This is a genomic window from Pseudomonas sp. KCJK9058 (assembly GCF_046230975.1).
GTDB classification, from domain to species: domain Bacteria; phylum Pseudomonadota; class Gammaproteobacteria; order Pseudomonadales; family Pseudomonadaceae; genus Aquipseudomonas; species Aquipseudomonas alloputida.
Genome location: NZ_JBJJLR010000034.1, coordinates 1 through 24,010, shown reverse-complemented (window position 1 = coordinate 24,010; position 24,010 = coordinate 1). Strand labels below are relative to the sequence as shown.

Sequence of the window (24,010 nt, the reverse complement as noted above, 5' to 3'; positions counted from 1 at the left end):
TAGGAGCGGGTTCACCCGCGAAAGGGCCGGACCTGCTGGCCAATCTCCACCTGCCGTTCACCGTTGCCGCCGCTGCCGTATTCGCGGGTAAACCCGCTCCTACGCCTGATCGGGGATGGGCACGCATTGGTGATTGGACACAGGCCGTCGTGTAGGAGCGGGTTCACCCGCGAAAGGGCCGGGCCTGCTGGCCAATCTCCACCCGCCGTTCACCGTTGCCGCCGCTACCGTATTCGCGGGTAAACCCGCTCCTACACCTGATCGGGGGTGGACACACATCGGTGATTGGGCGCAGGCCGCCGTAGGAGCGGGTTCACCCGCGAAGAGGCCGGCACAGCCAACGCAAAAACAGCAGACGAAAAAAAGCCCGCCAGTGTGAGAGCGGGCCAAAGGACCTACGAAGATTCTTCTAGCGACCAACTAGCTTCCACGATAGGTCGAATAGCTGTACGGCGAAATCAGCAGCGGCACGTGGTAGTGCTCCTGCGACTCGTCGATGCCAAAGCGCAGCACGACAACATCCAGAAACGCCTGGGCCGGCAATTGCACGCCACGGGCGCGGTAGTAATCCCCAGCGCTGAACTGCAACTGGTAAACGCCAGTGCGGTAATCGTCCCCCTGCAACAGCGGCGCGTCGACGCGGCCATCGCTGTTGGTCAGGGCGGTGTTCACCAGCTCCAGCTGCTGGCCTTCGACGCGGTACAGCTCGACCTTGATCGAGCTACCCGGGCAGCCATGCGCGGCATCCAGTACGTGTGTGGTCAAACGTCCCATTGCGTGTCGCCTCTTGTTCAATCTGTGGGCAAAAAATACTCAGCCATCGCACCAGCTTAGCGCCTGCGGCAGGCGGGAATGACGTTATTAAGACATTCCATCCAAGGATTGTACACAATTTTTTAATCCCCTCTGTCACACCCTCCCTTTGCTGCCCATAAACGACCCATCGGTCGCAAATACACGCACCATAACGATGCCAACCTCATTAGCTGACCAAACAGGCAGGTTTCTTGCACTGTATTTCCAGGTCGCTGTCAGGCGACAAAAGGGAAGAAATGCGGAAAAACAGGCTTACAAAAGATTTCAGAAGTTGTATACAATCAGCCCATCCGGTGGTGCGACATACCGACGCGGCCCGCCCACCCCCCGCACTAACGCACAAGAAGGAAGACTGCAGTGAGCGCTGATTACCCTCGCGACCTGATCGGTTACGGCAACAACCCTCCTCACCCGCAATGGCCGGGTAACGCCCGCATCGCGCTGTCTTTCGTCCTCAATTACGAGGAAGGTGGCGAACGCAACATCCTGCACGGTGACAAGGAATCCGAAGCCTTCCTGTCCGAGATGGTCGCTGCCCAACCCCTGCAGGGCCAGCGCAACATGAGCATGGAGTCGCTGTATGAATACGGCAGCCGTGCCGGTGTGTGGCGCCTGCTGAAGCTGTTCAAGGACAGCGGCGTGCCACTCACCGTCTTCGCCGTGGCCATGGCCGCCCAGCGCCACCCCGACGTGATCCGCGCCATGGTCGAAGCCGGCCACGAGATCTGCAGCCACGGCTACCGCTGGATCGACTACCAGAACATGGACGAGGCCCAGGAGCGCGAGCACATGCTCGAAGCCATCCGTATCCTCACCGAACTCACCGGCGAGCGCCCGCTGGGCTGGTACACCGGCCGTACCGGCCCGAACACCCGCCGCCTGGTGATGGAGGAAGGTGGCTTCCTCTATGACAGCGACACCTACGACGACGACCTGCCCTACTGGGAGCCGAACAACCCCACCGGCAAGCCGCACCTGGTGATCCCCTACACCCTGGACACCAACGACATGCGCTTCACCCAGGTACAGGGCTTCAACTGCGGCGAGCAGTTCTTCCAGTACCTGAAAGACGCCTTTGATGTGCTGTACGCCGAAGGCGCCGAAGCACCGAAAATGCTTTCCATCGGCCTGCACTGCCGCCTGGTCGGCCGCCCGGCACGCCTGGCTGCACTCAAGCGCTTCGTCGATTACGCAAAAAGTCATGACCAGGTCTGGTTCGCCCGTCGCGTGGATATCGCCCGCCACTGGCACACCACCCACCCGTACAAGAAAGAGAACGCCTGATGACCGCCTTCAATACCCTCAAACCATCCGCCCTGGACCGCGACGCCTTCGTCAAGGCCTTCGCCGACATCTACGAGCACTCGCCGTGGGTTGCCGAAAAAGCCTATGACCTGGGCCAACTGGGCGAGCTGGACGAGATCGAGGCGCTGCACCAGCGCATGAGCGACATCCTGCTCAGCGCCAACCACGCTGACCAGCTCGCGCTGATCAATGCTCACCCGGACCTGGCAGGCAAGGCCGCCATCCAGGGCGAACTGACCGAATCGAGCACCAACGAACAGGCCGGTGCCGGTATCCACCAGTGCACCGCCGAAGAGTTCGCTCGGTTCACCGAACTGAACGATGCCTACAAGGCCAAGTTCCAGTTCCCGTTCATCATGGCGGTGAAGGGCAGTAACCGGCACCAGATTCTCGCCGCCTTTGAAAAACGCATCCACAACGATGCCGATGCCGAATTCAAGGAAGCCCTGGCGCAGATCAACCTGATCGCCCTGTTCCGCCTGCTGCAGCTGTAAGCAACAGCCGAACCTTATTCAGAAAACGAACAATAGAAGAGATAACCGCATGCGCACCCTGATGATCGAGCCCTTGACCAAAGAAGCCTTCGCCCAGTTCGGAGACGTGATCGAAACCGACGGCAGCGACCACTTCATGATCAACAACGGCTCGACCATGCGCTTTCACAAGCTCGCCACGGTCGAAACCGCCGAGCCTGAAGACAAGGCGATCATCAGCATCTTCCGCGCCGACGCGCAGGACATGCCGCTGACCGTGCGCATGCTGGAACGCCATCCGCTGGGCAGCCAGGCTTTTATCCCGCTGCTCGGCAACCCCTTTCTGATCGTGGTCGCGCCCGTTGGCGATGCACCTGTATCAGGCTTGGTCCGAGCCTTCCGCAGTAATGGCAGGCAGGGCGTTAATTACCATCGCGGCGTCTGGCACCACCCGGTGCTGACGATCGAAAAGCGGGATGATTTCCTGGTGGTTGATCGCAGTGGTTCTGGCAACAACTGCGATGAGCATTACTTCACCGAGGAACAGATGCTGATCCTCAATCCCCACCAATAAGAAAAGGTCAGTCATCTTCTCGGTGACTGGCAGAGGTACATACTGTGGAAGCACACCTTCACGAATGGCTGAACCTGAGCATTCGCTGGGTTCACATGATCACCGGCGTTGCCTGGATCGGTGCATCGTTCTACTTCGTCTGGCTGGAGAACCACCTGAATCGAAGCAACCCGCGCGATGGGTTGTCGGGTGATCTCTGGGCGATTCACGGCGGTGGTATCTACCACCTGGAGAAATACAAGCTCGCCCCCCCGAAAATGCCCGAGAACCTGCACTGGTTCAAATGGGAAGCCTACTTCACCTGGATGTCCGGTATCGCCCTGCTGTGCGTGGTGTTCTACTGGAACCCGGCACTGTACCTGCTGGCGCCTGGCAGCACCCTGAGCGGTGCCGAAGGCGTGGCTATCGGTATCGGTTCGCTGATCGCTGGCTGGTTCATCTACGATTTCCTGTGCGACTCGCCCTTGGGCAAGAAGCCAGCGCTGCTCGGTGGTGTGCTGTTCGTGCTGATCATCGCAGCCTGCTGGGGCTTCAGCCTGGTGTTCAGCGGCCGTGGTGCCTACCTGCACACCGGCGCGATCATCGGCACCATCATGGTCGGTAACGTGTTCCGCATCATCATGCCGGCCCAACGCCAGCTGGTGGCGGCGATCGAGAACAACCAGACGCCCGACCCGGTACTGCCGGCCAAGGGCCTGCTGCGCTCGCGTCACAACAACTACTTCACCCTGCCGGTGCTGTTCATCATGATCAGCAACCATTTCCCGAGCACCTACGGTAGCCAGTACAACTGGCTGATCCTGGCCGGTATCGCAGTAGCCGCGGTTCTGATCCGCCACTACTTCAACACCCGCCACGACAGCAACAAGTACGCCTGGACCCTGCCCGTCGGCGCCTTGGCGATGATCTGCCTAGCTTACGTTACCGGCCCGAAACCGATGGCCGTAAGCCCTGAGCAAGCCGCAGCGAAGATCGAGTACCAACCGCTGCCGGCAACTGCGGTAGGTGGCAAGACCGCTGCCGAGCAGCGTGCCGAGGACGCCGCCAAGGCTGCCGAAGCACCCGCCGCACCTGCGCAGGCACCGGCCCAGGCCGCTGCCCAGGCCGGTGGTGGCGACTTCGACAAGATCCACAATGTCATCCAGGAACGCTGCACCGTGTGCCACTCGTCCAAGCCGACCAGCCCACTGTTCAGCGCCGCTCCTGCCGGCGTGATGTTCGACACTCCGCAGCAGATCCAGGCCCAGGCCGCGCGCATTCAGGCGCAAGCGGTTGCCAGCCAGATCATGCCGCTGGGCAACATCACCCAGATGACCACCGAAGAGCGCAAGCTCGTCGGCGACTGGATCGCCAAAGGCGCCCAGGTCAACTGACAGCACCTCGCCAGGCAACCCGCCCCCCAAGGGAATCACCTTCCCCTGTAGGAGCGGGCTTGCCCGCGAAGAGGCCGGAAGCCCCGGCCTCAAGCTCCATGTGTTACGCAACAAGCAAGCATCGAGCGCGCAGGCATGAGGCCTGCCGCTTGGATCCGAGAATAAAAACAAAACTCGAGGTGCTGCATGTCCGAGTCACGCAAGGCGTATATCCCCATTGCGCCGCCGCGAGAACCCTTGCCCCTGTTCCAACTGTTCCTGGTTGGCCTGCAACACGTTCTGCTGATGTACGGTGGCGCGATCGCCGTGCCGTTGATCATCGGCCAGGCTGCCGGGTTGTCCCGTGAAGAAGTCGCTTTCCTGATCAACGCCGACCTGCTGGTCGCTGGCGTCGCTACCATCATCCAGTCGTTCGGTATCGGCCCGGTGGGCATCCGCATGCCGGTGATGATGGGTGCCAGTTTCGCTGCCGTCGGCAGCATGGTGGCCATGGCCGGCATGCCCGGCGTGGGCCTGCAGGGGATCTTCGGCGCGACCATCGCTGCCGGGTTCTTCGGCATGCTGATCGCGCCGTTCATGTCCAAGGTTGTCCGCTTCTTTCCCCCACTGGTCACCGGTACGGTGATCACCTCGATTGGCCTGTCGCTGTTCCCGGTGGCCGTCAACTGGGCCGGTGGCGGCCAGGACGCTCAAACGTTCGGCTCGCCGATCTACCTGCTGGTGGCCGGCCTGGTACTGGCCGTGATCCTGCTGATCAACCGTTTCATGCGCGGTTTCTGGGTCAACGTGTCGGTACTGGTGGGCATGGGCCTTGGCTACATCCTGGCCGGCTCCATCGGCATGGTCGACCTGTCGGGTCTGAATGAAGCACCGTGGTTGCAGGTGGTCACCCCGCTGCACTTTGGCATGCCGACCTTCAGCTTGGCGCCGATCCTGTCCATGTGCCTGGTAGTGGTGATCATCTTCGTCGAGTCCACCGGCATGTTCCTGGCCCTGGGCAAGGTGACCGATCGCGAAGTCACCCCTGGCATGCTGCGTCGCGGCCTGCTGTGCGATGCCGGTGCGTCGTTCATTGCGGGCTTCTTCAACACCTTCACCCACTCCTCGTTCGCCCAAAACATCGGCCTGGTGCAGATGACTGGGGTGCGCTGCCGCTATGTCACCATCGTGGCCGGTGCACTGCTGATCCTGCTCAGCCTGCTGCCCAAGGCGGCCTTCCTGATTGCCTCGATCCCGCCTGCGGTACTGGGCGGCGCGTCCATCGCCATGTTCGGCATGGTCACCGCCACCGGGATCAAGATTCTTCAGGAGGCGGACATCGGCGACCGCCGCAACCAGCTGTTGGTTGCCGTGAGCGTCGGCTTCGGGTTGATCCCCGTGGTGCGTCCGGAGTTCTTTGCCCAGATGCCACAGTGGATGGAACCCATCACCCACAGCGGTATCGCCATGGCCACGGTCTGTGCCCTGGTGTTGAACGTTCTGTTCAACATCCTTGGCGGTGCCGACCGCGCAATGCACAACGACGTCTGTCACCAGCATTGAGCCAAAAGGGGCGGTGCATGACCGCCCCTCATTTACCTCTGCAGTAACCGCTACGCCGTCGACCCGCCGGAATGGGTCGCCCGGGGCGCCTGCGCGCCAAAAAAACCGCCAACAAAAACAATAAGTCCGGGAATCACAACATGAAGCGCATCACCACGTCCCTGTTGTTGGGCAGCAGCCTGCTGGCCACCCTACCCTCGCACGCAGGCGAATGGCTGCAGTGGCACGGCGAAAGCCTGACCTACCTGTACGGCAAGGACTTCAAGGTCAACCCTGATATCCAGCAGACCATCACCTTCGAGCACGCCAACAAATGGAAGTACGGCGACACCTTCATGTTCGTCGACAAGATTTTCTACAACGGCAAGGCCGACCCCGGCAAAGGTGTGACCACCTACTACGGCGAGTTCAGCCCACGCCTGTCATTGGGCAAGATCTTCGACCGCAAGCTTGCCTTCGGTCCGATCAAGGACGTGCTGCTGGCCATGACCTACGAGCGCGGTGAAGGCGACAACGAGGCCTACCTGATCGGCCCAGGCTTTGACTTGAACATCCCCGGCTTCAACTATTTCACCCTCAATTTCTACGTGCGTAACACCGAAGGCAGCCGCCCCGGTGACAACGTCTGGCAGATTACCCCCGGCTGGTCGTACACCCTCCCTGTCGGCCGGTCAGACATTCTGATCGACGGTTACATGGACTGGGTTACCGACAACGACCAGACCCGCCGTGGCACCTATCACGCCAACCTGCACTTCAACCCGCAGGTTAAATACGACCTGGGCAAGGCGCTGAACCTGGGCGCCAAGCAGCTCTACGTCGGCTTTGAATACAGCTACTGGAAAGACAAGTACGGCATTGACAGCCGCGGCAACCTGGACAGCAACCAGAGCGTGGCCAGTGCGCTGATCAAGGTGCACTTCTAGGAAGTTGACCAAACGCACAAGTTTGAATCACCCCGCTCCAGGACGGAGCACTTGAGGCGCGGCGCGCAAGCCAGTAATCTGCGCGCCCCCTCGATCAGGGCAGAACGGATTCTGCCTGCGTTTACTGACCGCTCAGTCAATGAATACGGGCGGTTGGCCAACGTGTTGCCAGCCTGAAAGACCCTTTTCATCCGTTCAGAACGAAGTCGAGCAGGAAGGTTTTGCCAACCCGGAAAAGTTGGCTCGACCCTTGCCAAACAGCTGTGGCCTATCGAAAAAAGCTGACTTAAAAGACAAAAAAGCGCCAACAACGAGCGCTGACAACAGATCAATCAAGGGAGCGACACTCGCAATGCGTACCATCAACAGCCTGATCCTTGCCGGCGGCCTGCTGGCCTGCGGCACCACCTTCGGCGGCGACCTGCTGCAATGGCAGAACAACAGCCTGACCTACCTGTGGGGCAAGAACTTCAAGGTCAACCCCGAGACCCAGCAAACATTCACCTTCGAACACGCCGACGCGTGGAAGTACGGCGATAACTTCTTCTTCGTCGACAAGATCTTCTACCAAGGCAAGAAGGACGCCAGCAACGGCCCTAACACCTACTATGGCGAGTTCAGCCCACGCCTGTCGTTCGGCAAGATCTTCGACCAGAAGCTGGAGTTGGGCCCGGTCAAGGACGTGCTGCTGGCGATGACCTACGAGTTTGGCGAGGGTGACACCGAGTCTTACCTGATCGGCCCGGGCTTCGACCTGGCCATCCCGGGCTTCGACTACTTCCAGCTGAACTTCTACAACCGCACCACCGACGGCAGCCGCGCTGGCGACAACGTGTGGCAGATCACCCCGGTGTGGTCGTACACCATTCCGGTCGGTGATTCCGACGTGCTGATCGACGGCTTCATGGACTGGGTGGTGGACAACGACGAGAACCGCCGCGGCACCTACCAGGCCAACCTGCACTTCAACCCGCAGATCAAGTATGACCTGGGCAAGGCGCTGCACCTGGGCGAGAAGCAGTTGTATGTGGGTGTGGAGTACGATTACTGGAAGAACAAGTACGGTATCAAGGACAGCGATGCCTTTACAACCGACCAGAACACCATGAGTTTCTTGGTGAAAGTGCACTTCTGACGCACTGAAAAGTTAACAGCGCCGCTATGTAGCGGCGCTGTTACGCAGTAAAAAATCAGCTTTAACTTACACGCTCACAGGCATTTATCCACTGGTGCGACGTTTTGTCTGGCAGCGGCGACGCAGCCCTGTGGTGGCGTCTGCTGGCCACGCGCAGAACGCCTCATGGCCACCGCTCAAACTTTTGACATTTTTTTTGCATAGCCTGAACTAATCTGCTTTTCTTCGCACCATTCCAAAAAGAAAACAGGCCTACTTAATGCGCACCCACTTCGCCGCCCCGTGGCGGTATCTTATGCTAGTTTGCTCACTCTGGTTCGGCATCTTCCTGCTGACCCGCCTGGTATTGCTGGTCACCCATCTTGATGAAGTACATGGCGACTACTTCTCATTATTCTTGAGTGGTGCCGTGTACGACCTGAGCTTCCTCACTTACGCTGCACTGCCGTTGGGGCTGTACCTGGCGATATGCCCGGCCGCACTGTGGCGCACGGCCTTACATCGCAGGCTGATGGGCGGCGCACTCATCGTCAGCCTGTTCGTGATGCTGTTCGTCGCCGTGGCCGAGTGGCTGTTCTGGGACGAGTTCGGTGTGCGTTTCAACTTCATCGCCGTCGACTACCTGGTCTACTCCAAAGAAGTGCTGGACAATATACGCGAGTCGTACCCGCTACCGACCCTGCTGGGTAGCATTGCCTTGGTGGCCGTGCTGCTCGCACTGATTCTGCGCAAACCGCTCTCCCGTGCACTCGCTGCGCCCAGCGCCAACCTGCGCCAGCGCCTTGGCGGCCTTGCCCTGCTGGCAGTGCTGGGCGGGCTCAGCGTACTCCTGATCGACCAGCAGTTCCCCCGCGGGCAGGGCGGTAACGCCTATCAGCGCGAACTGGCAAGCAACGGCCCGTACCAGTTCTTTGCCGCGTTCCGGAACAACGAGCTGGACTACACCCAGTTCTACGCCAGCCTCAACGCCAGCGAAGTCGGAGCGCAGATGCATCAAGAGCTGGCCGAGCCCAACACGCAGTTCAAAGCCAGCGAAACTGAGGACATTCGCCGTCATATCAACGCCAGCGGCGCACCACGCAAGCCCAACATCATCCTGGTCACCATCGAGAGCTTCAGCGCCAAGTACATGGGCAGCAACGGCGACCCGCGCAACCTCACGCCCAACCTGGACGTACTGCGCACGCAGAGCCTGTACTTCAACAACTTCTATGCCACCGGTACCCGTACCGACCGGGGCCTGGAAGCCATCACACTGTCAATCCCCCCTACCCCCGGCCGCTCGATCGTCAAGCGCATCGGCCGCGAAAGCGGCTATGCCAGCCTTGGTCAGCAGTTGAAGGCTGTCGGCTATGACGCAGTGTTCGTCTATGGCGGGCGTGGCTACTTCGACAACATGAACGCCTTCTTCAGCGGCAACGGCTATCGCATCGTCGACCAGAGCAGCGTCCCCGAGAACGAAATCAGCTTCAAGAACGCCTGGGGCATGGCCGACGAGGACCTGTACCGGCAGACCCTTAGGCTGGCCGATGCCGGCCACGCCAGGCAGCAGCCATTCTTTCTGCAACTGATGACCACCTCCAACCACCGCCCCTACACCTACCCGGACGGCCGCATCGACATTCCTTCGGGCGATGGCCGCGAAGGTGCGGTGAAATACACCGACCATGCCATTGCGCAGTTCCTGCAGGAAGCCAAGGGCAAGCCATGGTTCGACAATACCCTGTTCGTGTTTGTCGCCGACCACACCGCCGGTAGCGCCGGGGTGGAAGACCTGCCGGTGCGCAATTACCAGATTCCGCTGTGGATCTATGCACCCAAGCTGATCGCCCCGCGCGAGGATCCGCAACTGGCAAGCCAGATCGACCTGGCACCCACCCTGCTCGGCCTGCTCAACCTGAGCTATACCTCGACCTTCTTCGGCCGCGACCTGCTGCGCAATAACCAGTTGCCACCCCGGGTACTGATCGGCAACTACCAGCATCTGGGGCTGTTCGACGGCAAGGACCTGGCGATCCTCAGCCCACGCGGCGGCATGCGGGTGCACCAGGATGCCCTGGGCAACAGCCGGGAAATGAGTGCAGACAGTGACAACCCGCTGATCCGCCGGGCGATTGCCTATTACCAAAGTGCTGCCAACGATTTCAGCAAGGGGTTGCTGGCCTGGAAGCCGCAGGAGGAAGGGGCGGTGGCCGAACAGTAGACCTGCAATACGGCGATGGCACCGGCGTTGCCGGTGCTCACGGGCAAGCCCGTTCCTGCAGAAACAAGCAATCCCCTGTAGGAGCGGGTTCACCCGCGAACCGGGGCAAAGCCCCGGCCACACGCCTCAATTGGCTGGCCGAACCGCCCGCCACAATTTCCCCGCAACGCTTACCACCGCCAGCACCACAGCACCTGCGATGACTCCGGCCCCGCCGTTGAGCAACGCCCCGGTCAACGCCCCGCCACGCCCTTCGCTGAACGCCTCGATGGCATGATGCAGCGGCTCGATGCCATGCACCAGGATCCCACCCCCTACCAGGAACATCGCCGCAGTACCAACCACCGACAGGCTCTTCATCATGTAGGGCGCAGCCCGGAGGATGCCGTTGCCAACCAACTGAGCCAGACGCGAGGCCTTCGTGGTCATCCACAGCCCCAGGTCGTCGAGCTTGACGATGCCGCCGACCAGCCCGTATACCCCGATGGTCATGACAATGGCAATGCCCGAGAGCACGATGATCTGTTGCGGCAGCGGCGTATCCGCCACTATCCCCAAGGTAATGGCAATGATCTCGGCCGACAGGATGAAGTCGGTGCGAACCGCGCCCTTGATCTTCTCCTTCTCGAAGGCCACCAGGTCGACATTGGCGTCCGCCACGGCTTGCTGTCGAGCCTTGTGCTGCGCGTCGTCCTCATCCTTGCTGTGCAAGAACTTGTGCGCCAGCTTCTCGAAACCCTCGAAGCACAGGAACGCGCCACCCAGCATCAACAACGGCGTAACCGCCCACGGTATGAACGCACTGATCAGCAGCGCGGCCGGTACCAGGATCGCCTTGTTGACGAACGACCCCTTGGCCACCGCCCAGACGACCGGAAGTTCGCGATCGGCGCGCACGCCGGTGACCTGCTGGGCATTCAGCGCCAGGTCATCACCCAGCACGCCTGCGGTTTTTTTTGCCGCCACCTTGGTCATCAGAGAGACGTCATCCAGCAGCGTGGCGATATCGTCGATCAGTACCAGTAGACTGCTTCCTGCCATGTTTGCTTGTATCCAAATAAGTCAATGTGCCGGATTCTAGCCCAAAGCCGCTGCCTTGAGCGCCCGTCGAGGCCGGTGCTACCATGCCCGATCCCCCTTAGAGGTGGCCAGACACGAGGAAGATCCCTGACCATGAGCACCATTCGCGAGCGCAACAAGGAATTGATCCTGCGCGCGGCCAGCGAGGAATTCGCCGACAAGGGCTTCGCCGCCACCAAGACCAGCGATATCGCGGCCAAGGCCGGCCTGCCCAAGCCGAACGTGTACTACTACTTCAAGTCCAAGGACAACCTTTACCGCGAGGTCCTGGAAAGCATCATCGCGCCGATCATGCAGGCATCCACGCCGTTCAATGCAGACGGCGACCCGAAGGAAGTGCTGAGTGCGTACATTCGTTCGAAAATTCGCATTTCGCGTGACCTGCCCCATGCGTCCAAGGTGTTCGCCAGCGAGATCATGCATGGCGCGCCGCACCTGTCAGCAAACCAGGTAGAGCAGTTGAACGAGCAGGCCCGGCACAACATCGAGTGCATCCAGCGCTGGATCGACCGCGGGCAGATCGCCCATGTGGACGCGCACCACCTGATGTTCAGCATCTGGGCGGCGACCCAGACCTATGCGGACTTCGACTGGCAGATTTCTGCGGTGACCGGCAAGGCCAAGCTGGCCGACAGTGATTATGACGCGGCGGCCGAAACCATTATCCGCATGGTGCTCAAGGGTTGTGAGCCAGAGGTGGCCTGACATGGCCAATGGGGACCGCATTCCACTGGGGTCGCACGCCCCTGTGGGAGCAACTCTCTTGCTCAATTTCTGAAAGCTGGCGCGATCCGTGTGGGAGCGGCCTTGCGTCGCGAAAGGGCTGCACAGCAGCCCCGGGGGTTCAGCGTCGATGCAAATAATGCCGGGGCCGCTTCGCGGCCCTTTCGCGACACAAGGCCGCTCCCACAGGCCGGTGTTCAGCCTCAGCCCAGCGCAGTGTCGAGAAACATCATCACCGCAAACCCGCCCATCAACCCTGGGTAATGGAGCAGGGTGCAGCGCTGGGTATCAAGGTCGAGCCGGCGCTGGAAGCCCTGAAAGTCGCCGTACACATCTAAAGCCTGGCGCAGTCCTTGTGGGGGCCTTGTGTCGCGAATGGGCCGCAAAGCGGCCCCAGCTGACTTGAGCCTTACGCCGCTACCCCGGCATCTGCCCGCAACCCCACCTCCTCGATCGCACTGATCGCACACTGCTCGTCGATATCCGACGTATCGCCGCTGATCCCCACGGCACCCAGCACCTTGCCGTCCTGATCACGAATCAGCACCCCACCTGGCGCCGGCACCACGGGCCGCTCACCCATCCCGTTCAACGCGGCAAAAAAAGCCGGCCGCTGCTGCGCATCCAACGCCAGCAAGCGCGACCCCTTGCCCAGGGCAATCGCACCCCAGGCTTTGCCAGTGGCCACTTCAGGCCGAATCAGGCTCGCGCCATCCTCACGCTGCAACGCCAGCAGGTGCCCGCCGGCATCCAGTACCGCAACGGTCAGTGGCGCAGCGTTGATCTTGCGGCCTGCCGCCAGTGCGGCGTTTACCAGGCTGACAGCGATTTTCAGGTTCAAGACGTTCATGGAAAGGTCCTCTTCTTGTTGTGAGAAGCCCTAAGGGCAGTTGAAAACCGATAGAGCAAATAGAACACAACGAGATGTATTTTTGTATACAATATTTTGAAACGATCGTATGCGATGGCGCAAATAGCCGTTTTCACGGCCGCTTTGACGAAAGCGAGCCCACCCGATGAAAACCCATTGACCTGAGCCGCCAGGCGTGAATACACTCTGTCGCAAAGCAAGTTGTATACAATTACAAAATCGATGAGGCACAAACCATGAGCAAAATGAGAGCAATCGATGCAGCCGTTCTGGTCATGCGCCGTGAAGGTGTAGATACCGCGTTCGGCATCCCGGGGGCTGCCATCAACCCGTTGTATTCGGCCCTGAAGAAAGTCGGTGGCATCGATCACGTCCTCGCTCGTCACGTCGAAGGTGCCTCGCACATGGCCGAGGGCTACACCCGCGCCAACCCGGGCAACATCGGTGTGTGCATCGGCACTTCCGGCCCTGCCGGCACCGACATGGTCACCGGCCTGTACAGCGCCTCGGCCGACTCCATCCCGATTCTGTGCATCACTGGCCAGGCGCCACGTGCCCGCCTGCACAAGGAAGACTTCCAGGCTGTCGACATCACCAACATCGTCAAGCCAGTGACCAAGTGGGCGACCACCGTTCTGGAGCCAGGCCAGGTGCCTTACGCCTTCCAGAAGGCCTTCTATGAAATGCGTACCGGCCGCCCAGGCCCGGTGCTGATCGACCTGCCGTTCGACGTGCAGATGGCCGAAATCGAATTCGACATCGATGCCTACGAACCACTGGCAGTCAACAAGCCATCCGCCACCCGCGTACAGGCCGAGAAAGCCCTGGCGCTGCTCAATGACGCCGAGCGCCCACTGCTGGTAGCCGGTGGCGGCATCATCAACGCCGACGCCAGCGACAAGCTGGTCGAATTCGCCGAACTGACCGGCGTACCCGTGATCCCGACCCTGATGGGCTGGGGCACCATCCCGGACGACCACGCCCAGATGGTCGGCATGGTTGGCCTGCAGACCTCGCACCGCTATGGCAACGCAACCCTGCTGAAGTCCGACCTGGTATTCGGTATCGGTAACCGCTGGGCCAACCGCCACACCGGTTCCGTCGATGTCTACACCGAAGGCCGCAAGTTCGTGCATGTCGACATCGAACCGACCCAGATCGGCCGCGTGTTCACCCCGGACCTGGGCATCGTTTCCGATGCTGGCAAGGCACTGGACGTGTTCCTGGAAGTGGCCCGCGAGTGGAAAGCCGCCGGCAAGCTCAAGTGCCGCAAGGCCTGGCTGGAAGAGTGCCAGGAGCGCAAGTCGAGCCTGCAGCGCAAGACCCACTTCGACAACGTGCCGGTCAAGCCGCAGCGCGTCTACGAAGAAATGAACCAGGTATTCGGCAAAGACACCTGCTACGTCAGCACCATCGGCCTGTCGCAGATCGCCGGCGCGCAGTTCCTGCATGTGTACAAGCCACGCCACTGGATCAACTGCGGCCAGGCCGGCCCGCTGGGCTGGACCATCCCTGCTGCACTGGGCGTGGTCAAAGCCGATCCGAAGCGCAAGGTTGTGGCGCTGTCGGGTGACTACGACTTCCAGTTCATGATCGAAGAACTGGCGGTGGGTGCGCAGTTCAACCTGCCGTACGTTCACGTACTGGTGAACAACGCCTACCTGGGCCTGATCCGCCAGGCGCAGCGTGGCTTCGACATGGATTACTGTGTACAACTGGCGTTCGAGAACATCAACTCGACCGACGCTGCCACCTACGGTGTCGACCACGTCGCCGTGGTCGAAGGCCTGGGTTGCAAGGCCATCCGTGTGTTCGAGCCAGCAGAAATCGCCCCTGCCCTGATCAAGGCACAGAAGATGGCCGAAGAGTTCCGCGTGCCGGTGGTGGTTGAAGTGATTCTCGAGCGTGTGACCAACATTTCCATGGGCACCGAGATCAACGCGGTCAACGAGTTCGAAGACCTGGCCCTGGTCGGCAACGACGCGCCAACCGCCATCTCGCTGCTGGACTGATCGCCTGACGCCCCCAGGCACGCCCTGGGGGCCTTCATCGCAAGGAGACAACTCATGCCTCGCTTCGCTGCCAACCTGTCCATGCTGTTCACCGAACAGGACTTCCTGGCCCGCTTCAAGGCTGCCGCCGATGCTGGTTTCAGCGGCGTCGAATACCTGTTCCCCTATGACTTCAGCGCAGCTGAAATCAAGCAGCAGTTGGAGGCCAACGGCCTGACCCAGGTGCTGTTCAACCTGCCGGCCGGCGACTGGGCCAAAGGTGAGCGCGGTATCACCTGCCACCCTGACCGCGTCGAGGAATTCCGCGCGGGTGTCGACAAGGCCATCGAATACGCCAAGGTGCTGGGCAACACCCAGGTCAACGCCCTGGCGGGCATCCGCCCACAAGGCCCGGACTGCGCCACCGTGCGCAAGACCTTCGTCGAGAACCTGCGCTACGCCGCTGACAAGCTCAAGGGCGCCGGTATTCGCTTGGTCATGGAAATGATCAACACCCGCGACATCCCAGGCTTCTACCTGAACACCACCCAGCAGGCCCTGGAAATCCAGGCCGAGGTGGGCAGCGACAACCTGTTCCTGCAATACGACATCTACCACATGCAGATCATGGAAGGTGACCTGGCTCGCACCATGGAAGCCAACCTGAAACTGATCAACCACATCCAGCTGGCCGACAACCCCGGCCGCAATGAACCAGGCACCGGCGAGATCAACTACCGCTTCCTGTTCGAACACCTGGACCGCATTGGCTACCAGGGCTGGGTGGGCGCGGAGTACAAGCCCAAGACCACTACCGAAGCAGGCCTGGGCTGGCTGAAAACCCACAACGCAATCTGAGGAACAACTCGGGACCCTGTGGGAGCGGGCTCGCCCGCGAACACCGGCAAAGCCGGTGCCATCCACCGAGTTGTCTGCTTCGCGGGCGAGCCCGCTCCCACAGGGGGCCAAAGCTTGCTTGAGATATCACAATTACAAAGAGGTAATCTCTCATGGCTAAAATCGGTTTCATCGGCACCGGCATCATGGGCAAGCCCATGGCCCAGAACCTGCAAAAAGCAGGTCACAGCATCTTCGTTTCCACCCACCACGACGCCGCGCCAGCCGACCTGATCGCCGCCGGTGCCGTGGCCCTGGCCAACCCGAAAGAAGTTGCCCAGGAAGCCGAATTCATCATCGTCATGGTTCCCGACACCCCGCAGGTCGAAAGCGTCCTGTTCGGTGAAAACGGCGTGGCCGAAGGCGTTGGCCCGAACAAGGTGGTGATCGACATGAGCTCGATCTCCCCTACCGCTACCAAAGCCTTCGCCGAAAAAATCAAGGCTACCGGTGCCGCCTACCTGGACGCCCCGGTGTCCGGTGGTGAAGTCGGCGCCAAGGCCGCGACCCTGAGCATCATGGTCGGTGGCTGCCCTAAAGCCTTCGAGCGCACCCTGCCGCTGTTCGAAGCCATGGGCAAGAACATTACCCGCGTCGGTGGCAACGGTGACGGCCAGACCGCCAAGGTGGCCAACCAGATCATTGTCGCCCTGAATATCCAGGCCGTGGCCGAAGCCCTGCTGTTCGCCGCCAAGAACGGCGCCGACCCTGCCAAGGTGCGTGAAGCACTGATGGGCGGCTTTGCTTCGTCGAAAATCCTCGAAGTGCACGCCGAGCGCATGATCAAGGGCACCTTCGACCCAGGCTTCCGCATCAACCTGCACCAGAAGGACCTGAACCTGGCCCTGCAAGGCGCCAAGGAACTGGGCATCAACCTGCCCAACACCTCCAATGCCCAGCAAGTGTTCAACACCTGCCAGGCACTGGGCGGCGGCAACTGGGACCACTCGGCGCTGATCAAAGGCCTGGAGCACATGGCCAACTTCTCGATCCGCGACGACAAATAAGTCGTTTTTAGCCTTCACTGGCCTCTTCGCGGGTAAACCCGCTCCTACCAAATACCGCACAATCGCTCAGAGCTGTGCATGTAGGAGCGGGGCTTGTCCGCGAAGAAGCCAACGCCGTTGAACCTGCGACCACAGGCCCAATGGTGGCATCGAGCAACACCCGCCCCTGGTTCGGCCTGCACGGAGGCAGTTCCAGGGGCGTTTTTGATTCTGCAGAACAACAATAATTGGGAGCCTGCCATGTCGGTCGATCCGCAAAAACTTCTCCGCGAACTGTTCGACACAGCCATCGCCGCCGCCCACCCCCGTCAAGTCCTCGAACCCTACCTGCCCGCCGATCGCAGCGGCCGGGTTATCGTCATCGGCGCCGGCAAGGCCGCAGCTGCCATGGCCGAAGTGGTCGAGAAAAGCTGGCAGGGCGAAGTCTCCGGCCTGGTCGTGACCCGTTACGGCCACGGCGCCAACTGCCAGAAGATCGAGGTGGTCGAAGCCGCCCACCCGGTCCCGGACGCTGCCGGCCTGGCTGTGGCCAAGCGCGTGCTGGAACTGGTCAGCAACCTCAACGAAGAAGACCGCGTCATCTTCCTGCTGTCTGGCGGTGGCTCGGCGCTGCTGGCCCTGCCTGCCGAAGGCCTGACCCTGGCCGACAAGCAGCAGATCAACAAGGCGCTGCTGAAATCCGGCGCCACCATCGGCGAGATGAACTGCGTGCGCAAGCACCTCTCGGCGATCAAGGGCGGGCGCCTGGCCAAGGCCTGCTGGCCGGCCACGGTCTACACCTATGCCATTTCCGATGTACCGGGCGACCTCGCCACGGTCATCGCTTCCGGCCCCACCGTGGCCGACCCTAGCACCTCGGCCGACGCCCTGGCCATCCTCAAACGCTACAACATCGAAGCGCCCAAAGCGGTCATCGACTGGCTGAACAACCCGGCCTCGGAAACCGTCAAGGCCGATGACCCGGCCCTGGCCCGCAGCCACTTCCAGTTGATCGCCAAACCCCAGCAGTCGCTCGAGGCCGCCGCGGTCAAAGCCCGTCAGGCCGGTTTCAGCCCGCTGATCCTCGGCGACCTGGAAGGTGAATCGCGCGAAGTGGCCAAGGTGCATGCCGGTATCGCCCGGCAAATCGTTCAGCACGGCCAGCCGCTCAAAGCGCCCTGCGTGATCCTGTCGGGTGGCGAAACCACCGTGACCGTGCGCGGCAATGGCCGTGGCGGGCGTAACGCCGAGTTCCTGCTCAGCCTCACCGAAAGCCTGAAAGGCCTGCCGGGCGTGTACGCCCTGGCCGGTGACACCGACGGCATCGATGGCTCGGAAGAAAACGCCGGTGCCTTCATGACCCCGGCCAGCTACGCCAGCGCCGAAGCCTTGGGCCTGTCGGCCAGCGACGAGCTGGACAACAACAACGGCTACGGCTACTTCGCCGCGCTGGATGCGCTGATCGTCACCGAACCGACCCGCACCAACGTCAACGACTTCCGCGCCATCCTGATCCTCGAGACTGCCCAATCATGACGCCTGATAAAAAAGTTAAGATCCTCGCCACCCTTGGCCCTGCGATCAACGGCATCGACGATATCCGCCAGCTGGTCGAAGCCGGGGTGAACATCTTTCGCCTCAACTTCAGCCATGGCGAGCATGCCGACCACGCCCTGCGCTACCAGTGGATCCGCGAAGTCGAGCAACAGCTGAACTACCCGCTGGGCATCCTCATGGACCTGCAAGGGCCGAAGCTGCGCGTTGGCCGCTTCGCCGAAGGCAAGGTGCAGTTGCAACGCGGGCAAGCCCTGCGCCTGGACCTGGACAAAACCCCGGGCGACAGCCGCCGGGTCAACCTGCCGCACCCCGAAATCATTGCCGCCCTTGAGCCCGGCATGGACCTGCTGCTGGACGACGGCAAGCTGCGCCTGCGCGTGACCGCCAAGCACAGCGACGCGATTGACACCGAGGTGCTGAACGGTGGCGAGCTTTCCGACCGTAAGGGCGTCAACGTACCGCAAGCGGTGCTCGACCTCTCCCCACTCACCGAAAAAGACCGCCGCGACCTGGCCTTTGGCCTGGAGCTGGGTGTGGACTGGGTCGCCCTGTCGTTCGTGCAGCGCCCTGAGGACATCGTCGAAGCGCGCCAGCTGATTGGCGACCGCGCCTACCTGATGGCCAAGATCGAGAAACCATCGGCCGTCGAGCAACTGCAAGCCATCGCCGAGCTGGCAGACGCGATCATGGTGGCCCGTGGTGACCTGGGCGTGGAAGTACCGGCCGAGAGCGTGCCGCAGATCCAGAAGCGCATCATCGGCACCTGCCGCCAGCTGGGCAAACCCGTGGTGGTGGCCACGCAGATGCTCGAGTCGATGCGTTTCTCGCCAGCGCCAACCCGTGCCGAAGTCACCGACGTGGCCAACGCGGTGGCCGAAGGTGCCGATGCAGTGATGCTGTCGGCCGAAACCGCCTCGGGTGACTACCCGCTGGAAGCCGTGCAGATGATGAGCAAGATCATCCGCCAGGTTGAGAACGGCCCGGACTACCAGGCCCAGCTCGACGTCGGCCGGCCAAAGGCCGAGGCCACCGTGTCGGACGCCATCAGCTGCGCGATCCGCCGCATCAGCGGCATCCTGCCAGTGGCGGTGCTGGTCAACTACAGCGAGTCGGGTGCCTCGACCCTGCGCGCGGCACGTGAACGGCCACGGGCACCGATCCTCAACCTGACGCCGAACCTGAACACCGCGCGCCGCCTGAGCGTGGCCTGGGGTGTGCATTCGGTGGTCAACGACCGCCTGCGTCAGGTCGACGAGGTGGTTTCCACCGCCCTGGAGATTGCCCAGGCGCAAGGCATGGCCAGCCGTGGCGACACGCTGCTGATCACCGCTGGCGTGCCTTTCGGCAAGCCGGGTACGACTAACACGCTGCGGATCGAGACTTTGATCTGAGATTGCCGGGGGCGCGTTGCGCCCCTTTCGCGACACAAGGCCGCTCCCACAGGGCCACGCTGGCACAAGGGAATGCGATCCCTGTGGGAGCGGCCTTGTGTCGCGATTGGAGGGCAAAGCCCTCCCTGAATACCGCTCTACCCGACCGCGGAAAACCGAGGCCCAAAGAGGCCCACCGCTCCCCCATCAACCTCACTGACTGCCCCATGTACACCAAAAATTTCGTCAACCCGTGCCCCGACTGGGCCACGGCGTTACTCAACGGTTTCAGCCAGGTGCTGCTGCTGCGCAACCCCCTGTGCGGCCTGTGCTGCCTGCTTGCCATCCTGCTGACGGCGCCCAACCTGGTCGGCGGCGCGCTGCTTGGCGCCCTGGCCGGCCTGCTCACCGCCCAGGCACGCGGCTATGACCGTGCCGACCGCCAGGCCGGGCTGTACTGCTACAACGGCGTGCTGATCGGCATCCTGATCAGCGCCGTGCTGCCCTGGTCGGTCATATTGCCCCCCCTGATCATCGCCGCCGGCGGCCTGTCCAGCATCATCACCCACCAGTGGCGCAAGCGCGGCGGCAAGTTGCTGGTCGCCTACACCGCGCCATTCGTGCTGCTGGGCTGGGGCACACTGCTAGTCGTCAGCCCCTCACCCAGCGGCTTCGTCGAAGCTGACCCGCTGTACGCGTTGGCCCGCGGCGTGGGCCAGATCTTCCTGCTCGACCAGCCCTTGGCCGGGTTGCTGATCATCGTCGGCATGTTCATCGCCAACCCCTATGCGGCGCTGTGGGCGGTGATCGGCTCGGCCATTGGCGGCGGGGTGGCGTTGCTCACCGATCAGGCGCAAGCCGCCTGGTTAGGCCTGTACGGCTTCAATGGCGCACTGGCGGCACTGGCCTTCAGCAGGCAAGGTGAAAAACCTTGGGTGACGCTGCTGGCGATAGCGTTGGCCCTGCTGTTGCAACCGCTGTTCAAGCTGCTGCCAGTGCCTGGCCTGACCGCCCCCTTCGTTGCCGCCTGCTGGCTGATGCACTTGGGCAGTCACCTGGCGCAACCCAGGCAGCGCAACGCCAGCCGCTTGCACGGCTGATACGCAACCCCTAGGCTCAGCCCATCGCTTTTGTGGAACGAGCCAATGAACAACCCAGCGAGCCTGCGCGAGCGGCTCTTCGTCATCGTCTTCCAGACCGACACCGTAGCCGGTCGCCGCTTCGACAAGATCCTGTTGCTGATCATCCTGGCCAGCCTGGTCACGGTGATCCTCGACAGCATCGATGAGGTGCACCAGGGCTACGCCGGCCTGCTGGCCGGCATCGAGTGGGGCTTTACCGCAATCTTCCTGGCCGAATACATCACCCGCCTGTACTGCTCGCCCAAGCCGTTGCGCTATGCCTTCAGTTTCTACGGCCTGGTCGATTTACTGGCGATCGTGCCGGGGATCCTCGCGCTGTACTACAGCGACGCCCAGTACCTGCTCATCATCCGGGTCATCCGGATGCTGCGGATCTTCCGTGTACTCAAGCTCAGCCCGTACCTCAAGCAGGCCCATTACCTGATGGAGGCGCTGCGCGGCAGCAAGCAGAAGATCATCGTGTTCCTGGTGACAGTATCGACGCTGGTAACGGTGTTCGGCACGCTGATGTACGTGATCGAAGGGCCTGAGCATGGCTTTACCAGCATCCCCAAAGGCATCTACTGGGCCATCGTTACCCTGACCACCGTGGGCTTTGGCGACATCGTGCCCAAGACGCCGCTTGGGCAGGTGCTGTCGTCGCTGGTGATGATTACCGGTTACTCGATCATTGCCGTGCCGACCGGCATCTTTACCGCCGAGCTGGCCAATGCCATGCGTGGGGAGCAGCTGCAGCATGATTGCCCGACCTGCCACAAGAAGACCCACGAGCATGGGGCAGCGTTCTGTTCTCGCTGTGGGAATGGGTTGTTTCCCAAAGCATGATAGCGCCTGCGCCGGCCTCTTCGCGGGTAAACCCGCTCCTACCAACAGGCCGGGACCGTGCGCGGTCCCCCGTAGGAGCGGGTTTACCCGCGAAGAGGCCGGCACAGGCAGAAGCATAACCAAAGCATTTTTTGTTCTTTAACCCGTATAAACCCACCCGTTATAGTCGCTGGCAATCTGCCCCAACACCCTTCAAGAACAAGGAAGCAACGTGAAAAAACTCTTCACCGCCTCGCTGCTCGCCGCAGGCCTGGCCCTGGGCAACCTCGCCCAGGCCGCCCCCACCCTGCTCAACGTTTCCTACGACGTGATGCGCGACTTCTACAAGGACTACAACCCGGCCTTCCAGAAGCACTGGGAAGCCGAGCACAACGAGAAGGTCAACGTGCAGATGTCCTTCGGCGGTTCGAGCAAGCAGGCCCGTGCGGTGATCGATGGCCTGCCGGCCGATGTCATCACCATGAACATGGCCACCGACATCAACGCCCTGGCAGACAACGGCAAGCTGGTGCCCGACAACTGGGTAACCCGCCTGCCGAACAACAGCGCGCCGTTCACCTCGGCCACTGTGTTCATCGTGCGCAAGGGCAACCCGAAAGCCCTCAAAGACTGGCCCGACCTGCTCAAGGACGGTGTGCAGGTGATCGTGCCCAACCCGAAAACCTCGGGTAATGGCCGCTATACCTACCTGTCGGCCTGGGGCTACGTACTCAAGCAAGGCGGCGATGAAAGCAAAGCCCGCGACTTCGTCGGCAAGCTGTTCAAACAGGCACCCGTGCTGGACACCGGTGGCCGTGCCGCCACCACCACGTTCATGACCAACCAGATCGGTGACGTGCTGGTCACCTTCGAGAACGAAGCCGAGATGATCGCCCGCGAGTTCGGCCGCGACCAGTTCGAAGTCGTTTACCCAAGCGTATCGGCCGAAGCCGAGCCACCGGTGACGGTGGTCGACAAGGTGGTGGTCAGAAAAGGCACCCAGGCCGTGGCCGAGGAATACCTGAAGTACCTGTGGTCACCCGCAGCCCAGGAGATCGCCGCCAACAACTACCTGCGCCCGCGTGATGCGACGGTACTGGCCAAGTACACCGACCGCTTCCCGAAAGTGGACTTCCTGTCGGTGGAGAAAACCTTCGGTGACTGGCGTACCGTGCAGAAGACCCACTTCAATGACGGTGGGGTGTTTGACCAGATCTATACCGGTCAGTAACGCACAAGCAACATCAAACCCGGCGGAACACCAAGGCCTTCAGGCCCCCCGCCGGGTCAACGTCCGGAAACTCCGGCGGGTTTTCCAGGCGTTCGACATAAGCCAGCGAAGGCGCCTGCTCTGCCATGCCTTCAATCAGAAACTCAGGCCCGATCCCCGGGTCGTTGACACACGCCAGCACCGTCCCGCCTTCGCTCAACAACTCCGGCAAACGCCGCAGGATCTTTGCGTAATCCTGGGTCAGCACAAAGCTGCCACGCTGGAAGGTTGGCGGGTCGATGATGATCAGGTCATAAGGCCCGTACTTGCGCACCTTGCCCCACGACTTGAACAGTTCATGCCCCAGGTACGCCACCCGTGATCCATCGTGGCCATTGAGGCGATGGTTGTCCCGGCCCCGCGACAGGGCCGACTTGGCCATGTCCAGGTTCACCACCTGCTCAGCGCCACCGGCAATCGCTGCCACGGAAAAGCCGCAGGTATAAGCGAACAGGTTCAGCACGCGCTTGCCCGCCGCCTGCTCGCGCACCCAACGGCGGCCATAGCGCATGTCGAGGAACAGGCCATTGTTTTGCCGCACGCCCAAGTCCAGCAGGTAGGTCAGGCCGTCCTCGATCACTTCGCGTTGCTGGCACGGCTCGCCCAGCAGCCACTGGCCCGGGCTGTCGGGCAGGTAGCGGTGCTGGATGATGACTGCCTGACCCGTCCACTGCGGGCGCTCGGCCAAGCTGCGCAGCATGGCTTCCAGTTCGGCGAGCTGGCCTTCGGGCGGCTCACGGAACAAGGCGACCGACAGCACGCCCTGCAGCCAGTCGACGGTGACCTGCTCCAGGCCCTGCCAGCAGCGGCCGCGCCCGTGAAACAGGCGGCGGGTTTCCTGTGGGGCAGGGTCGAAGGCGGCAAGCAGGTGTTGCTCAAGGGTGTCGATGGGCGAGGTCATGGCGGATCGCAGGCTGGCAAAAAGCGGCATTCTACCTTGCGGGCCTCTTCGCGGGTAAACCCGCGCCTACA

Annotated in this window: 22 protein-coding genes; 17 read left to right on the top strand and 5 right to left on the bottom strand. The window is 61.7% G+C overall.

The genetic code is table 11. The annotated features are described in order from the left end of the window. Positions 1–420: 420 nt before the first annotated feature. The gene (uraH, locus tag ACK59Z_RS17785; protein WP_003254328.1) at positions 421–774 is read right to left on the bottom strand and encodes a hydroxyisourate hydrolase; all 354 of its coding nucleotides are present in this window, start codon (positions 772–774) and stop codon (positions 421–423) included. 399 nt (positions 775–1,173) lie between these two features. Here uraH and puuE point away from each other — a divergent pair, with 399 nt between their 5' ends. The 8 genes from puuE (at position 1,174) to ACK59Z_RS17745 (ending at position 10,347) form a co-directional block, all read left to right on the top strand. Next, complete coding sequence (gene puuE, locus ACK59Z_RS17780; RefSeq protein WP_003254330.1) at positions 1,174–2,100, top strand: allantoinase PuuE; 927 nt, start codon at positions 1,174–1,176, stop codon at positions 2,098–2,100. Beyond that, the gene (gene uraD / locus ACK59Z_RS17775) at positions 2,100–2,615 is read left to right on the top strand and encodes a 2-oxo-4-hydroxy-4-carboxy-5-ureidoimidazoline decarboxylase (RefSeq protein WP_004576924.1); all 516 of its coding nucleotides are present in this window, start codon (positions 2,100–2,102) and stop codon (positions 2,613–2,615) included. Before puuE ends, uraD begins: the two co-directional genes overlap by 1 nt. A 49-nt stretch (positions 2,616–2,664) precedes the next feature. Next, positions 2,665–3,168, top strand: coding sequence for an ureidoglycolate lyase (locus ACK59Z_RS17770; protein ID WP_003254333.1), 504 nt, complete (start codon positions 2,665–2,667; stop codon positions 3,166–3,168). A 44-nt stretch (positions 3,169–3,212) separates the two neighbouring features. Further along, the gene (locus ACK59Z_RS17765; RefSeq protein WP_003254335.1) at positions 3,213–4,541 is read left to right on the top strand and encodes a urate hydroxylase PuuD; all 1,329 of its coding nucleotides are present in this window, start codon (positions 3,213–3,215) and stop codon (positions 4,539–4,541) included. A gap of 186 nt (positions 4,542–4,727) precedes the next feature. Beyond that, positions 4,728–6,083, top strand: coding sequence for a nucleobase:cation symporter-2 family protein (locus ACK59Z_RS17760; protein WP_003254336.1), 1,356 nt, complete (start codon positions 4,728–4,730; stop codon positions 6,081–6,083). A gap of 140 nt (positions 6,084–6,223) precedes the next feature. Beyond that, the gene (locus tag ACK59Z_RS17755; protein WP_003254337.1) at positions 6,224–7,009 is read left to right on the top strand and encodes an outer membrane protein OmpK; all 786 of its coding nucleotides are present in this window, start codon (positions 6,224–6,226) and stop codon (positions 7,007–7,009) included. Between the two features lie 352 nt (positions 7,010–7,361). After that, positions 7,362–8,144 (top strand): outer membrane protein OmpK, encoded by a 783-nt coding sequence (locus ACK59Z_RS17750; RefSeq protein ID WP_004576922.1) that lies wholly within the window; start codon positions 7,362–7,364, stop codon positions 8,142–8,144. Positions 8,145–8,439: 295 nt separating this feature from the next. After that, a complete protein-coding gene (locus ACK59Z_RS17745) occupies positions 8,440–10,347 on the top strand; it encodes an LTA synthase family protein (RefSeq protein WP_108190943.1) in 1,908 nt (635 codons plus the stop codon). A 126-nt stretch (positions 10,348–10,473) separates the two neighbouring features. Here ACK59Z_RS17745 and ACK59Z_RS17740 read toward each other — a convergent pair whose 3' ends face one another. Next, entirely contained in the window at positions 10,474–11,388 is a 915-nt protein-coding gene (locus ACK59Z_RS17740) for a DUF808 domain-containing protein (RefSeq protein WP_108190944.1), read from the bottom strand. A gap of 132 nt (positions 11,389–11,520) precedes the next feature. Here ACK59Z_RS17740 and ACK59Z_RS17735 point away from each other — a divergent pair, with 132 nt between their 5' ends. Further along, the gene (locus tag ACK59Z_RS17735) at positions 11,521–12,132 is read left to right on the top strand and encodes a TetR/AcrR family transcriptional regulator (protein WP_003254343.1); all 612 of its coding nucleotides are present in this window, start codon (positions 11,521–11,523) and stop codon (positions 12,130–12,132) included. Positions 12,133–12,353: 221 nt separating this feature from the next. On the opposite strand, the gene ACK59Z_RS17730 is transcribed toward ACK59Z_RS17735, so the two are convergent. After that, positions 12,354–12,482, bottom strand: a complete 129-nt coding sequence (locus ACK59Z_RS17730) for a hypothetical protein (protein ID WP_409293517.1) — start codon at positions 12,480–12,482, stop codon at positions 12,354–12,356. Between the two features lie 77 nt (positions 12,483–12,559). Beyond that, the gene (locus ACK59Z_RS17725; protein ID WP_003254344.1) at positions 12,560–13,000 is read right to left on the bottom strand and encodes a heme-binding protein; all 441 of its coding nucleotides are present in this window, start codon (positions 12,998–13,000) and stop codon (positions 12,560–12,562) included. Positions 13,001–13,257: 257 nt separating this feature from the next. On the opposite strand from ACK59Z_RS17725, the gene gcl reads away from it, so the two are divergent. The 8 genes from gcl (at position 13,258) to ACK59Z_RS17685 (ending at position 22,999) form a co-directional block, all read left to right on the top strand. Continuing rightward, the gene (gcl, locus tag ACK59Z_RS17720) at positions 13,258–15,033 is read left to right on the top strand and encodes a glyoxylate carboligase (RefSeq protein ID WP_003254345.1); all 1,776 of its coding nucleotides are present in this window, start codon (positions 13,258–13,260) and stop codon (positions 15,031–15,033) included. Positions 15,034–15,087: 54 nt separating this feature from the next. Next, positions 15,088–15,870 carry a hydroxypyruvate isomerase gene (gene hyi, locus ACK59Z_RS17715; protein WP_003254346.1) on the top strand — a complete coding sequence of 261 codons (783 nt, stop codon included), beginning with the start codon at positions 15,088–15,090 and terminating at the stop codon, positions 15,868–15,870. 152 nt (positions 15,871–16,022) lie between these two features. Continuing rightward, positions 16,023–16,916: a 2-hydroxy-3-oxopropionate reductase gene (locus ACK59Z_RS17710; protein WP_003254347.1), complete on the top strand. Its 894-nt coding sequence runs from the start codon at positions 16,023–16,025 to the stop codon at positions 16,914–16,916. 240 nt (positions 16,917–17,156) lie between these two features. Then, positions 17,157–18,431 carry a glycerate kinase gene (locus tag ACK59Z_RS17705; RefSeq protein WP_003254348.1) on the top strand — a complete coding sequence of 425 codons (1,275 nt, stop codon included), beginning with the start codon at positions 17,157–17,159 and terminating at the stop codon, positions 18,429–18,431. After that, positions 18,428–19,843, top strand: a complete 1,416-nt coding sequence (gene pyk, locus ACK59Z_RS17700; protein ID WP_003254349.1) for a pyruvate kinase — start codon at positions 18,428–18,430, stop codon at positions 19,841–19,843. The genes ACK59Z_RS17705 and pyk overlap by 4 nt, the downstream gene beginning before the upstream one ends. A gap of 206 nt (positions 19,844–20,049) precedes the next feature. Further along, on the top strand, positions 20,050–20,922 hold the full coding sequence (locus ACK59Z_RS17695; protein ID WP_047604156.1) for an urea transporter: 873 nt from the start codon (positions 20,050–20,052) through the stop codon (positions 20,920–20,922). Positions 20,923–20,967: 45 nt separating this feature from the next. After that, entirely contained in the window at positions 20,968–21,789 is an 822-nt protein-coding gene (locus tag ACK59Z_RS17690; protein WP_012051670.1) for an ion transporter, read from the top strand. Positions 21,790–22,000: 211 nt separating this feature from the next. Next, entirely contained in the window at positions 22,001–22,999 is a 999-nt protein-coding gene (locus ACK59Z_RS17685) for a sulfate ABC transporter substrate-binding protein (protein ID WP_108190948.1), read from the top strand. Positions 23,000–23,012: 13 nt separating this feature from the next. Here ACK59Z_RS17685 and ACK59Z_RS17680 read toward each other — a convergent pair whose 3' ends face one another. After that, on the bottom strand, positions 23,013–23,939 hold the full coding sequence (locus ACK59Z_RS17680) for a class I SAM-dependent methyltransferase (protein WP_409293516.1): 927 nt from the start codon (positions 23,937–23,939) through the stop codon (positions 23,013–23,015). Between the last annotated feature and the right edge of the window lie 71 nt (positions 23,940–24,010).